This is a genomic window from Candidatus Rokuibacteriota bacterium, assembly GCA_016209385.1.
Taxonomy (GTDB): Bacteria; Methylomirabilota; Methylomirabilia; order Rokubacteriales; family CSP1-6; genus JACQWB01.
Map to the genome: position 1 here is coordinate 1 of JACQWB010000136.1, position 12,002 is coordinate 12,002.

Consider the following 12,002-nt stretch of genomic DNA (forward strand, 5'->3'; position numbering starts at 1 on the left):
AGCCAGTAGCGGTCGTTGTCCGCGTCCACGAACGTGTAGTAGGTCCGGAACTCCTGGAGCTGGGCGTAGGAGTCAAGGAGCGGGCGGTGCTCCCAGAGCCGGATGTTCTCGATCGTGGCGTCGTTCCTTCGGAGCACCTCTGCGGTCAGCTCCTCGCGGACCGGAAAGGGCTGCTCCTCGATCCGGTCGAGGCCATAGGCGCGGTTGGTCGCGGCGATGGTCCGCTCGATGTACGGGCGCTCGGCTGCGATCTCGTTGGGGACGACCCGGAAGCGCTGCATCACGGTCGGATAGGCGGTGAGGCCGAGCAGGCTTCCCGCGAGCCAGAGGACGACCCCGCCGAGCGCGAGGCGAATCCCGGGGCGCCCGATCTGGACGAGGCAGCCGATGGCGGCGAGCCCGGCCAGGGCGATCAGGACGTTCAGGAGCGGCAGGGTGGCGTTGACATCGGTGTAGCTGGCCCCGAAGGACGCGCCGCCCGGCGAGAAGAGCAGGCCGTAGCGGTCCAGCGAGTACCCCCAGGCCTTGACCACGAGGAGAGCGGCGACCAGCGTGAGCAGGTGGCCCTTCGCCCAGGGGGTCACGACGGGCCCCTGGGGGCTCAGGCGGATGCCCCGGGAGAGGACATAGACCGCTCCCGCAGCCAGCAGCGTGACGAGCAGGGTGAGGAAGACGAACTGGTAGACGTAGGTCAGGAGCGGGTAGCTGAAGACATAGAAGCCCACGTCACGCTGGAAAAGGGGATCGGCGAACCCGAACGGACCCCGGTTCAGGAACCTGATGACTCCGTGCCACTGACCCGACGCCTGGCCGGCGACGAAGAGACTCAAGAGAAGGCATGCGGGCAGGAGCAGCCGCCGGTAGAGCGGCTGGATCATGAGCCAGCTCGGGAGCTGGGGGATCTCGTCTTCCAGGACGGCGAGCACGTCTTTGCCCTGGCCTGGGGCTGTCAGCCGGAGGTTGGCGTAGAGGAGGAGGAACACCAGGATCCCGGCGACGAGCCCGACGACGACCTTGGCGAAGAGAATCGTCTTGAAGACCCCGGAGAAGCCCACTTCCTGGAACCAGAGCCAGTCGGTGTAGAGGGTCACCGCCTGGCCGGCGAGCGGGAGCAGGACGAGCAGGGTGACGAGCAGGACCAGAATCGGTACACGCCTCATCGTGCGCCTCCAGCCCATATCTATAAGCTAAGCGGGGTTCCTCCGCAATCGAAATGCCAAATGCCCGATGCTGCGCTCAGGCCACATGCTCTGCTCCTCCTTTCACGGGGAGTCCACGCGAGCTGCCTCTTCCGCCTTCCCCAAGGTCACAATGAAGGTGCATTCATCCCCGGGAAGATCCAAAAGAGTTCGGAACGTGACGACCGGACCCGCTTCTCCGACCCCTGTGCGCATGAGCGGCGCAATCTGGTCCAACAGTCGAAGATAGTAATCTTCGATAGCTTGTCGCTCGCTCGGCTGGTCCATGATCGCCCGTTCGCTCGGGGTGAGGAACCCTCTGACCGTGACGACCAGGGTCTGGCCCATCTCGCCGACCTCTACCGACCGAGGGCTCAGGCGGAGCTTGCCTCGGAAAAACCCCTGGGTGAGCTCGCTGATTCGCTGCGCTAGCTCGCGACGCATCGGCGACCCCTGGAATCGCTGCGGGAAGAAACCCGGATTCGCCATGCTCGATTCACTCCGTCACATCCCCTCGAAGGGGCGCTGGCGGGGAGCCCGCGGGACGCGACGGCTCAGACCGGACGCTTGAGAGGACATCGGCTGATCACCATCGCGGTGTATCTCAGATCGGCGTGCCGCCGCAGTCGAAGTGGCCGAACCCCTTGGGTTCCCGGAAAAGCGCCAGCTGCTGGTGAGGTTTCACTTCGTGTTGACAACGGGCGCACCGTCGGCCTTTGGCTTCCCAGCGCTGCACGCACTCGCGACAGACGCCGAAGCCTCGCTCGCGGGGAGAGAAGCGCATGCTTCGTTTCGCGGCGACCTGTCCGCACGCCTCGCAGGTGGCTTTTCCGAACGGCCACATGTTCTTCCTCCTCGACGTCACCGCGGCTTTCGGACCCTCACCCCGTGAAAGAAAAGAAAGGCCGATGTCCCGCCTCGCCGGCGTCACATCGGCCTATCCTGCCCCTGGCCACCCTGTCGGGCCGGCCCTGGGCCTAATCTGCCTTCCGGGTCCGCCTGAACGTTATGTGATCAAGACGGGTTTGTCAAGGGTTCCCGTTCGGCGAAGGGAAGCCGTTTCGTCCGGCCTTCACGCGAACCTCGCCTCGATATTCTCGCTGAAAACAAAGAGGATGATCCGTTCACCCGTCCGCGTGCTCAGGTCGGAATGCATGCTGAGGACCGGCAGGCCCGTGACGTCCCGAATGCCTTTCTCCAGCCGCTCCCGGCCACTTTCCAGGAGTTTGCTCCGCACCTGCTTGATCAGCTCCGCGCCCTCGGCCTTTACGAGCTGTTGTTCCGCCGGGGTCAGGATCCCCTTGAGCCGCACGATGGCCATGTCCCTGACCAGGTCGGTCTTGACGTCGAATGGGCCTCGTCCCATGTACTCGCGCTCGAACTTCACCACGGTCTGGCTGATCAGCGCTTCTACTTGGCCCCTGGTTTTTCGAGTCATCGTCGAGCGCCCTGAGTTTCACCACCCGCTGAGTCCCCGCAGACGAGCCAGCGGAAGCCAACAACGCGCATCCGCCGGCTCCCAGCTTTGGACGATGACACGAAATCCCCCGGCGATTCAACCGGTCGGTGAGGGCGGCGCCGCCGGGCCGTCGGGCCCTTGGGGGAGGCCCCGCAGCGGCCCGAGTTAATGATGTTCCACTCCGAGCGCGGGCTTCGCCCGCGCAACCCAGCCTGGGGGAGGTTTCGGAGGGGGCCGTCGAGGCCCCCTCCGACTGCTAGATCATGAAGAGGATCAGGAGACCCAGAAGGCCCACGCTCACCAGCACCCAGTAGCCTACCGGCAGCGCGTCCACCCGCACCGGGCGCGAGAGGGCCGAGGTCGCGAGGGCTCCCCCCGCCCGGAGCAGCAACGCCCCCGCTCGCGCGCCGGCACCGGCCCAGGCCTGCCCGAGCGCCAGGACGAGCCGGCCACCCCGCCGGTACACCCAGTCCGTGTCCAGCGTCAGAGTCGGCTCGCCGCCAAGGTGACGCATGAGGAGCACGAACGTCACTCCCGTGCCCAGCAGGAGCTGGAGGGTGGCCACGACGTGCCGGCCGGTGTACGGCTCGTACTCCACGGGAAACGGGAGCCGCGCATAGAGCAGGCCCGGGGCGATCCCGATTCCGATGCAGAGGGCGGCCGCCAGCGCCATCGCCAGGCGCATGTTCCACGCCGGCTCGCAGGCGCGGAGGCCACGCTCCTCGGCGAAGAAGGTGAAGACCGGGAGCTTGAGCCCGGTGTGGAGGAAGGTGCCGACCGAGGCGAGGATCAGCATCCACTCGACGGCCGCGCGGTGCTCGGCCTCCGCGGCGGCCACGACCAGCGACTTGCTGACGAAGCCGTTGAAGAGGGGGACGCCGGAGATGGAGAAGGCCCCCACGGTGTAGAGGACGAGCGTCCACGGCATGCGCCGCCAGAGCCCGCCCAGCTCCGTGAGCTTGCTCCGCCCCGTGACGTGGAGGACCGCGCCCGAGGACATGAAGAGGAGCCCCTTGTAGAGGATATGGCAGAAGGCGTGGGCGGCCGCGCCGCTCAGCGCGAGGGGGGTCCCCAGGCCGACGCCGCACACCATGTACCCGACCTGGCTCACGATGTGGTAGGCGAGCAGCCGGCGGATGTCGTTCTCAAGCACGGCGAAGACAACGCCGTAGACCGCCATCGCCGCGCCCGCCCACACCAGGAGCTCCTCGCCCGGGAAGCCGCGCGCCAGCGCGTAGACCGCGGCCTTGGTCGTGAAGGCCGAGAGAAAGACGCTCCCGGTCACCGTTCCCTCCGGGTAGGCGTCGGTGAGCCACGCGTGAAGCGGGGGGATGGCCGCGTTGACGGCGAACCCCAGCAGGATCAGCGCGGTGGCGGCGGTCAGCGGCATCGCCTCGAAGGCCAGGCCCTCGCCGGCCGCGGCCCGGAGGAGGATCCCCGCGAGCAGGCACGCGCCCCCGAAGGCGTGCACCAGCAGGTAGCGGAAACCCGCGGCCAGGGCCCGCGCCGTGCCGCGTCCCCAGATCAGGAACGTGGAGGCGACCGCCATCACCTCCCAGCAGACGAAGAGCGTCAGGAGATCGCCGGCGAGGACGACTCCCAGGGCGGCGCCCACGTAGACGAAGGCCGCCACATGCGGGCCGCGGTCGCGCACGTGGAGGGCGAAGAGTGTCCCGAGCGCGCCCATGATGACGAAGACCAGCACGAAGACGAGGCTCAGGCGGTCTGCGCGGAGGAGCGAGAGTTCCTGGCCGAGGAAGGCGGCCGTCAGACGGTGCCCCTCGCCGAGCGTCGCGCCGAGGGCGAGGGCCGCGGCGGGGACGAGGATGAGGAGCGGGCGGCGCGCGCGCCCGGGGACGAGCGCGACCAGGAGCGCCCCCAACAGGTAGACGGCCCCCGGATGGGTCAGCTCAGCCATCCTCGTCCTCCGGCCGCTGGAGCCCGGCCTTGCCGAGCGCCTTCGAGACCGCCACGATCACCGCGCACCCCGCGAGGCCATACAGGGCGTGGAACCCCGGCATCCGGTGCCACCACGGGAGCGACGGATCGGCGGCAGGGAAGAGCAGCTCCGCTGCGAGGCTCACCGCGAGCGCGATCCAGACGAGGCGCTTCACCATGCCCTCACCGCGAGGCGAGGATCGCCGCCGCGGCGCCGGAGGCCAGGCTCCAGAACCCGAGCGGGGCGTCCGGCAGGACCCCCAGCCACACCGCGGCGGCGCCGGTGACGACCAGCGGCCACACGAGGGTGCCCGGCGCCTCCGCCACCGCCTCGCCCTCGGCGCCGGGACGGAAGAACGCGCTGACGATGATCGGCAGGAAGTAGGCCAGGTTCAGGAGTGAGCTTGCCAGCAGCACCAGGACGAACGGCCAGGCTTCCGCCTCAAGCGCCCCCCGGATGAGGTACCACTTGGATAGGAAGCCGGCTGCCGGCGGCACCCCCGCGATCCCCAGCGACGCGACGGCGAAGGCCCCCATCGTCACGGGCATCCGGCGCCCGATTCCCTGCAACTCGCTCACCCGTTCCTTGCCCGTCGCCACGTAGATGGCCCCGGCGCAGAAGAAGAGGGTGATCTTGCTCACCCCGTGGTTGACGATGTGCTGGATGGCCCCGGCCAGCCCGCTGGGCGTCCCGAGGGCGGCCCCGAGGACGACGTACGAGAGCTGGCTCACCGTGGAGAAGGCGAGGAGCCGCTTCAGGTTGTCCTGGGCGAGGGCCAGGAGGGAGGCGCCCAGGATCGTGGCCGCGGCGAGCCACGCGAGCGCGCGGCCGGCCCCGAGCTCGGCCAGAAGATCTGGCCCCATGACGTAGCCGACCACGCGCACGACGCCGAAAACGCCGGCCTTGACCACCGCGACCGCGTGAAGGAGGGCGCTGACGGGTGTGGGCGCGATCATCGCGACGGGGAGCCATGAGTGAAGCGGCATGACCGCGGCCTTCACCCCGACGCCGAGGAGGAAGAGCGCCCCGAGGGACCAGAGCGTCCCCGGCGGCAGGGCGGGATCCAGGATCCCGCCTGGCCGGAACTCCACGGTGCCGGCGAGCCCGAGCGTCCAGGCGACGGCCGCGAACAGCGCCACCCCCGCGCCCAGCGTGTAGGCCAGGTACATCCGGCCCGCCCGCACGGCCTCGAGGGTCTCCTTGTGGATCACCAGCGGGTAGGTCGCGATCGTGAGGATCTCGTAGAAGAGGAAGAAGGTAAGGAGGTTTCCCGCGAAGGCCACGCCGAGCGTCGCGAAGAGGCAGAGCGCGAAGGCGCAGAAGTAGCGGGTCTGCGCGTGCTCCCTGAGACCCCGCACGTAGCCGATCGAGTAGACGGTGGTAAGCACCCAGAGCCCGGAGGAGAGCGCCGCGAAGACGCACCCGAGGGCGTCGGCCCGGAGCACGAGCGGGAGGCCCGGGGCCAGCTCCACGAGCATCGTCTCGCGCACGATCCCCCGGCCTGCTGCCGGCATCAAGGCGATGGCCAGCGCCGCTTGGAGCCCTGCCGCCAAGACACTCCAGGCCTCTCGGAGGGCGGGGCGCCGGGCCGAGAGCGGGATGAGGACGGCGGCCAGCAGCGACGGGAGCAGCGCGAGCGCGGGCACGGCTACCCGACGCTCGAGGCGGCCGGAAGCAGCACCCGCGCCACGAGGGGCGCGCTCCAGATCCCAACGGCTAGGATGCCAGCCACGGCGGCGAGGAGCGCCACAAGCATCGCTGGAGGCGCCTCGGCGCGCGGGCCCGCGTGCGAGCGGCTGTCCCCGTGGCGCGCGAGGCACGCGTGCTCGACGACGCGCCACATGTAGACGGCCGTGAGGAGCCCGCCCCCCGCGATCACCGCGGCGAGGAGGGGCTGGCCCGCCTCGATCGCCCCGACCAGCAGGTACCACTTGCTGAAGAAGCCCGCCGTCGGCGGGATACCGATCATGGAGAGCGCGGCGACGACGAGGCACACGGTCGTCCAGGGCATGCGCTCCCGCATGAGGCGGAGGTCGGCGAGGGCCGGACCGCCGAGCCGCACCACGACCGCCCCGGCGACAAAGAAGAGGCAGCCCTTCATCAGGGCGTGGCTCAGAATGTGGAGGTACGCCCCCGCCAGTCCCGGCTGGTTCGCCAGCCCCAGGCCCAGGGCGATGAAACCGACCTGGCTCACGCTCGAGTAAGCCAGGAGCCGCCGCAGGTCGGACTGGCGCAGGGCGAGGACACCGCCCGCGACGACCGCCACGGCTCCGGCCCACGCGAGGACGCCGAGCGGGATCCGACCGAGCGTCTCAGGGCCCCCGAGCACCGAGAAGAGGACCCGGGCGAGCGCGTAGGCGGCCACCTTCGTCGTCACCGGCGCCAGGAGCGCCGTCACGGCCGGCGGAGCGTAGGTGTAGGCGTCGGGAAGCCAGCCGTGGAGCGGGAAGAGCGCCATCTTGATGCCGAGGCCAATGACGAGGAATCCCACGGCGACCGCGAAGACGCGGGAGCCGGCCAGCTCCGGGAGACGGGCCGCGAGGTCGGCCATGTTGAGCGTTCCGGTCAGGACGTAGAGGTGCCCGACGCCGAGGAGATAGAAGGAGGCGCCCACGGTGCCGAGGAGGAGGTAGCGGAAGGCCGCCAGCAGCGCGCGCCCGCCGCCCGAGGCCACGAGCGCGTAGCTCGACAGCGAGGCCACCTCGAGGAAGACGAAGAGGTTGAAGAGGTCGCCCGTCACGACGATGCCCATGAGGCTCGCCAGAAAGAGGAGGACCAGCCCGTAGAACGCTCCCGCGCTCTCGGGCGCCCGGCGGGGCGGGGCGGCGTAGACGATCGCGAGCGCCACCATTCCCGAGACCGCAACGGCGACGAAGGCGCTCAGGTGATCCACCACCAGCTCGATCCCCCAGGGTGCCGGCCAGCCGCCCACCGCGTAGCGCAGTTCTCCCTCCGCGAGGACGCGCTGGAGGGCGAGGAGGGCCAGCAGGGTGGTGGCCACCCCGGTGGCGACGGCCGTGGGGTAGACGACGCCCCGGCGAACCAGCCCGGCCACGGGGAGTGCCAGGGCGACGGAGAGGGGGACGACCGGCAGGAGGGCCGGGAGGTGATCGAGGAGCATTACATCCGCGCCTGGATGACGTCCTCTTCGAATGACTCGTAGGTCCGGTAGATGCGGATCAGCACGGCCAGGCCCACCCCGAGCGTGGCGACCATCACGACGATGGCGGTCAGCATGAGGGCGTGGGGGAGCGGGTTCATGAAGGCAGCCGCCGCACCGGTCCCGGCCGCGTCCTTTGGGACAATGGGGAGGGTGGCGCCCCGCTTGGTGCTGGTGGCGACGAAGAAGAGGATGACGGCGGTCTGGAAGATGTTCATCCCGATGAGCTTCTTCAGCAGGTTGCCGTGGGTGATCATCGCGTGGAACCCCACCAGCAGGAGGAACACGTACACCCAGTAGGCGTAGTGGTGAGCCGCATAGGTCAGCTGGTCGATCACGGCGCCTCTTCTCCTTCCCCGGCCTTCGCCAGACGGCAGAAGATAAGCGTGAGCGTGCCTGCGACCCCGATGGCGACGCCGATCTCGATCACCAGGATGCCGAGCGAGCGCGCCGCGGTTCCGCCCCCCGGGAATGGCAGGGCCGTGTAGTCGAGGAGCGCGCCGCCCAGGGCGAGGGTCGCGACGCCGGTCAGGGCGAACACCAACACGCCGAGGCAGGCGAGGGCGAGCAGGACCCCTTCACGGGCCCGGCGGCGGAGCTCCTGCCTGCCAAGCGTGAGCCCGATGAGGATGTAGCTTGCCGCGAGGATCAGGCCGCCCTGGAACCCACCCCCCGGGCTTCCGTGCCCGTGGATCACGACGTAGAGGGCGAAGATCTGGATCGGGGGGACGAGCATGCGGGCGCCGGTCCGGACGATGACGCTGTCGTGCTCCCGGATCACGGCTCGCGCCTCTCCAGCAGCAGCCAGCAAGCCAGGCCCGCGGTGAAGATCACGACGGTCTCGATCAGGGTGTCGTAGCCCCGGTAGTCCGCCAGCACGGCCGTCACGATGTTCGGCGCTCCCGTCTCGCGGTACCCCTCGCTCAGGTAGCGGGGGGAGACATGCAGGCTCGCCGGGGAGCCCGGATCGCCCCACGCGGGGAACTCGTGGATGGCGACGACGAGCAGGCCGCCGAGCGCCAGCGCGGTCGCCAGGCTCGCGATCCGGCCGCGCGGGGGGCGAGCCCGTTCGGTCCGCACGGTCCGGAGAAGGGTCGCCAGGAAGAAGACCGTGGAAGCCCCAGCCCCCACCATCGCTTCCGTGAAGGCGACGTCCACCGCTCCCATCCCGGCCCAGACCATCGACATCACGAGCCCGTAGGCGCTGAGAAGGAAGACCGCTCCCACGAGGTCCCTGACGCGCACGGCGGCGAGCGCCAGCACCATCAGGAGCGTGAGGAAGAGATCGGTCAGGAGGACGCTCATCCTTCGGAGGGGGGCGCGTTCGACGCAGTGAGTCTCATCGGTGGTCCAGGGTCTCGCCGAGCGGGCGCTGGCCGGTGCGGAGGGCGGCCCGCGCGATGGCGTGGCTCGCGATGGGGTTGGTCAGAAAGAAGAAGAGCGCCACCAGCAGGACCTTCACGGTAGTCGGCGAGAGACCCTGCGACACGGCCACGCCCGCGAGGGTGAACAGCACGCCCAGCGTCTCGGCCTTGCTGAGGGCGTGCAGCCGCGTGTAGAAGTCGGGCAGCCTGAGCACCCCGAAGCTCGCGATGGCGGAGAAGAGTAGGCCGACCGCCAGGAGCGCCGTGATCAGCACCCCCATCGCTCACCGCCCGTCCAGGCGCTCGAAGTAGCGGGCACCCGCGACCACGCCCACGAAATTGAGCAGCGCGTATCCGAGAGCGATGTCCACAAACATGTCCAGCCGGCCGTAGACGGAGCCCACGAGCACCAGGATGGTGGTCGTGCTGGTCCCGAATCCGCTGAGTCCGAGCAGCCGGTCGAACACCGTGGGCCCGGCCGCCAGCCTGTGGACGTAGGCCAGCGCCAAGGCGGTCGCGCAGGCGGCCACCGCCACGAAGGTCGAGGTCAGGTCCACCGGCTTCCGTTCATCGGCACGCTCACGCCGGGCCCACAGCCCGCGCGACGCGTTCCTCCATCGCGCGGCCGAGCACGCCCCGCGCGGCCTCGCGCGTCAGCGCATGGACGACGAACTCGTCCCCTTCGACGTCCACCGTGATGGTCCCCGGCGTCAGCGTGATGGAGTTGCCCAGCGTGGTCCGGGCCACATCCCCGACGAGCGTCGTGCGGAACCGCACCAGCGCGGGCGCGATGGGAAGCCGGGGGTGCATGATGACCCAGGCGATCTGGAGGTTCGCCAGGACGATCTGCCAGAGGAGCCACGGCAGGTACGCAAGAAAGTGCCCCCACCGGATCGAGAAGGTGTAGACGGGCACGGGCCGCCCGGTCCGGTCCAGGCGCGTGCCGATCCACGCGAGGTCCCGGGTCAGGAAGGTCACGAGCGCGGCGGAAACGACGCCGAAGCCCACGTGCAACGCGTCGAGCTCCCCCGAAAACACGAACCAGAAGCCGAGGGACATGAGAAAGATGACGGCGGTAGGTTTCATCTCGACCGGGCTCGCGTTCTTTCCGTTTCCCGCGCTGACAGCTTCACTACTATGCCCTGTCCCGTGGTTGCCTGCAAGCCCGTCGGCTCGATCGAGGCTCCTGCGGGGCACCCGGACGCCTCACGGCCTCGCGTTGAGCCCGTCGGCCTGGGCGCGACGACTACACGACCTGCAGGTCGCGCTCAACAAGGAGCAGCCCTCCTTCGCGTGCCACCTTCCGCGTCTCTGGCGTAAATCCTTTCCGGCTGAAGAGGGCGAACGCTTCCTGACGCCCCTTCCGTCCCCACTGGACGCGGGCGGCCTTGGCCTTCAATTCCTGAAGAATATTGGTGCCAAGGGGTTTCGGGCTCCACTTCACCTCTCCGAACAGAATCGCGTTCTCCGCCTCGTTGACGCCCACGATATCGATCCCGCCCTGGTCATCCCACCAGCGGCCGACCCTTTGGAGCCGGAACGGAAGCGCGTCGCTGCGGCGGATCGTCTCCCGCGCGATGCGCTCGTAGGCCCGGCCCAGGAGATGCGGGAGGATCTGGCGGAACCGCTGGAGCGCCGGTCCGGTCTCGCCCAGGGCTAGGTCGCTGACGAAGGGGTACACGCACTCGAACCAGAGGGCAATGAAGGGGTCCTGGATGCTGTAGAGCGACCGCTTGGATCGCTGGGGCGCCTTCTCGGTGACCGGCACTTCGCGCACGATGAGCTGGAGGTTCTCGAGCACATGGAGGTACTTATGGAGGACGTTCTTGGCCAGCCCGGTGTCGTTGATTATTTCGCCGAACTTGCGCTTGCCCTGGCTGAGGGCCCGGAGAATGGCCGCGTAGTTGCGGGGCTCGCGGAGTTCTTCCTTCAAAAGGAAATCCACCTCGCGGAAAAGAAAGGCGCCGGGCGTGAGGATCTGCCCCCGCACGTTTTCGTCCAGGCCGGCCCTCAGGTCGAACTGGCGGAGGTAGCCGGGCATTCCCCCCAGCAGCGCGTAAACCTCGACGCACTTTTCGAACGACCAGCGCTTTGGAAGAAACTCGCGGACGCCTGAGAAATCCAACGGCAGCACCAGGAGGTCGCCCGTGCGCCGTCCGTAGAGCGGGGCGCGCTGGACCAGGGTCTCCGACTCCATCATCGCCATCGAGGATCCGCAGAGGATCAGGCAGAGGGGAAGACGGCTCAGGGTCTCGTCCCACCCCTTCTGGAACAGCGAGGAGGTGGCGGGGTTGTTCTCGACAAGGTAGGGATACTCGTCAATGGCGAGCACGAGCTCATGAGGTTTCCTGGTCTTCCCTCGAGGCAGCCTTGCATTCAGGTACTCGAAGGCCTCCAGCCAGCCAGCGAAGCCTTTACGCCCGATAAACGGATCGTCAAAGTGTGTCCCGAGGCGGGCGGCGACCTCCTTGAGCTGGTCCGGGTCCGGCCGGCGGTCGGCGAGCACGTAGACAGCCGGCTTGTCGCGGATGAATCGCTTGAGAAGCTCCGTTTTCCCGACCCGGCGCTTTCCGTAAACGATGAGCAGCTGCGGATCGCGGGCGCTCCAGCGCTGCTCCAGCCACCTCAGATCGATCTCCCGGTCGATGAACTTCATTGGCCCCTGGCCCACAGGAGTCTACTCTAAAGTAGTATACTCCAAAGTAGACTGTTTACGCGATATTACAGGGCACTCCGCCTCGCCCGGCTAGCGCTTCGGGCGTTCCCCGCCTGGACGCCCGGACCCACCTCCAAGTCTACTCTGGAGTATACGACCCAGGAGTAGGGTCCGGTTCCTTCAGAGCAGGCTCCGATGCGATCCGGCGCTGGAGGCCCGGCGAGCGTGACGAAATAGTTTGTCTGG

The 12,002-nt window shown here is 68.7% G+C and carries 14 protein-coding genes; all 14 read right to left on the bottom strand.

Annotated elements, in window-relative coordinates:
* Positions 1-1,160 (bottom strand): UPF0182 family protein (locus tag HY726_09120; GenBank protein ID MBI4609157.1); only part of this gene is annotated, 1,160 nt, incomplete at its 3' end.
* 102 nt (positions 1,161-1,262) lie between these two features.
* Complete coding sequence (locus HY726_09125; GenBank protein MBI4609158.1) at positions 1,263-1,667, bottom strand: DUF2294 family protein; 405 nt, start codon at positions 1,665-1,667, stop codon at positions 1,263-1,265.
* 583 nt (positions 1,668-2,250) lie between these two features.
* Positions 2,251-2,616 carry a DUF2294 domain-containing protein gene (locus HY726_09130; protein MBI4609159.1) on the bottom strand — a complete coding sequence of 122 codons (366 nt, stop codon included), beginning with the start codon at positions 2,614-2,616 and terminating at the stop codon, positions 2,251-2,253.
* 277 nt (positions 2,617-2,893) lie between these two features.
* Positions 2,894-4,555 (bottom strand): Na(+)/H(+) antiporter subunit D, encoded by a 1,662-nt coding sequence (locus HY726_09135; GenBank protein MBI4609160.1) that lies wholly within the window; start codon positions 4,553-4,555, stop codon positions 2,894-2,896.
* Complete coding sequence (locus tag HY726_09140; protein ID MBI4609161.1) at positions 4,548-4,754, bottom strand: hypothetical protein; 207 nt, start codon at positions 4,752-4,754, stop codon at positions 4,548-4,550. Before HY726_09140 ends, HY726_09135 begins: the two co-directional genes overlap by 8 nt.
* Positions 4,755-4,758: 4 nt before the next feature.
* Positions 4,759-6,222 (bottom strand): monovalent cation/H+ antiporter subunit D family protein, encoded by a 1,464-nt coding sequence (locus HY726_09145; GenBank protein ID MBI4609162.1) that lies wholly within the window; start codon positions 6,220-6,222, stop codon positions 4,759-4,761.
* Positions 6,223-6,224: 2 nt separating this feature from the next.
* Complete coding sequence (locus HY726_09150) at positions 6,225-7,697, bottom strand: monovalent cation/H+ antiporter subunit D family protein (GenBank protein MBI4609163.1); 1,473 nt, start codon at positions 7,695-7,697, stop codon at positions 6,225-6,227.
* Positions 7,697-7,993, bottom strand: a complete 297-nt coding sequence (locus tag HY726_09155) for a cation:proton antiporter subunit C (GenBank protein ID MBI4609164.1) — start codon at positions 7,991-7,993, stop codon at positions 7,697-7,699. The genes HY726_09150 and HY726_09155 overlap by 1 nt, the downstream gene beginning before the upstream one ends.
* Before the next feature lie 77 nt (positions 7,994-8,070).
* Positions 8,071-8,517, bottom strand: a complete 447-nt coding sequence (locus tag HY726_09160) for a cation:proton antiporter (protein MBI4609165.1) — start codon at positions 8,515-8,517, stop codon at positions 8,071-8,073.
* Positions 8,514-9,041: a DUF4040 domain-containing protein gene (locus HY726_09165; protein MBI4609166.1), complete on the bottom strand. Its 528-nt coding sequence runs from the start codon at positions 9,039-9,041 to the stop codon at positions 8,514-8,516. The genes HY726_09160 and HY726_09165 overlap by 4 nt, the downstream gene beginning before the upstream one ends.
* A 34-nt stretch (positions 9,042-9,075) precedes the next feature.
* Positions 9,076-9,381 (bottom strand): monovalent cation/H(+) antiporter subunit G, encoded by a 306-nt coding sequence (locus HY726_09170; protein ID MBI4609167.1) that lies wholly within the window; start codon positions 9,379-9,381, stop codon positions 9,076-9,078.
* 3 nt (positions 9,382-9,384) lie between these two features.
* Positions 9,385-9,651, bottom strand: a complete 267-nt coding sequence (locus HY726_09175; GenBank protein ID MBI4609168.1) for a pH regulation protein F — start codon at positions 9,649-9,651, stop codon at positions 9,385-9,387.
* Positions 9,652-9,679: 28 nt separating this feature from the next.
* Positions 9,680-10,186 (bottom strand): Na+/H+ antiporter subunit E, encoded by a 507-nt coding sequence (locus tag HY726_09180; GenBank protein ID MBI4609169.1) that lies wholly within the window; start codon positions 10,184-10,186, stop codon positions 9,680-9,682.
* Positions 10,187-10,346: 160 nt separating this feature from the next.
* A complete protein-coding gene (locus HY726_09185) occupies positions 10,347-11,756 on the bottom strand; it encodes an ATP-binding protein (protein ID MBI4609170.1) in 1,410 nt (469 codons plus the stop codon).
* Positions 11,757-12,002 lie beyond the last annotated feature (246 nt).

Excerpts from the sequence above, each read along its gene's own strand:
- HY726_09125 (MBI4609158.1), bottom strand. The coding sequence starts at position 1,667 with ATGGCGAATCCGGGTTTCTTCCCGCAGCGATTCCAGGGGTCGCCGATG.
- HY726_09130 (MBI4609159.1), bottom strand. The coding sequence starts at position 2,616 with ATGACTCGAAAAACCAGGGGCCAAGTAGAAGCGCTGATCAGCCAGACC.
- HY726_09135 (MBI4609160.1), bottom strand. The coding sequence starts at position 4,555 with ATGGCTGAGCTGACCCATCCGGGGGCCGTCTACCTGTTGGGGGCGCTC.
- HY726_09140 (MBI4609161.1), bottom strand. The coding sequence starts at position 4,754 with ATGGTGAAGCGCCTCGTCTGGATCGCGCTCGCGGTGAGCCTCGCAGCG.
- HY726_09150 (MBI4609163.1), bottom strand. The coding sequence starts at position 7,697 with ATGCTCCTCGATCACCTCCCGGCCCTCCTGCCGGTCGTCCCCCTCTCC.
- HY726_09155 (MBI4609164.1), bottom strand. The coding sequence starts at position 7,993 with ATGATCACCCACGGCAACCTGCTGAAGAAGCTCATCGGGATGAACATC.
- HY726_09165 (MBI4609166.1), bottom strand. The coding sequence starts at position 9,041 with ATGAGCGTCCTCCTGACCGATCTCTTCCTCACGCTCCTGATGGTGCTG.
- HY726_09170 (MBI4609167.1), bottom strand. The coding sequence starts at position 9,381 with ATGGGGGTGCTGATCACGGCGCTCCTGGCGGTCGGCCTACTCTTCTCC.
- HY726_09180 (MBI4609169.1), bottom strand. The coding sequence starts at position 10,186 with ATGAAACCTACCGCCGTCATCTTTCTCATGTCCCTCGGCTTCTGGTTC.
- HY726_09185 (MBI4609170.1), bottom strand. The coding sequence starts at position 11,756 with ATGAAGTTCATCGACCGGGAGATCGATCTGAGGTGGCTGGAGCAGCGC.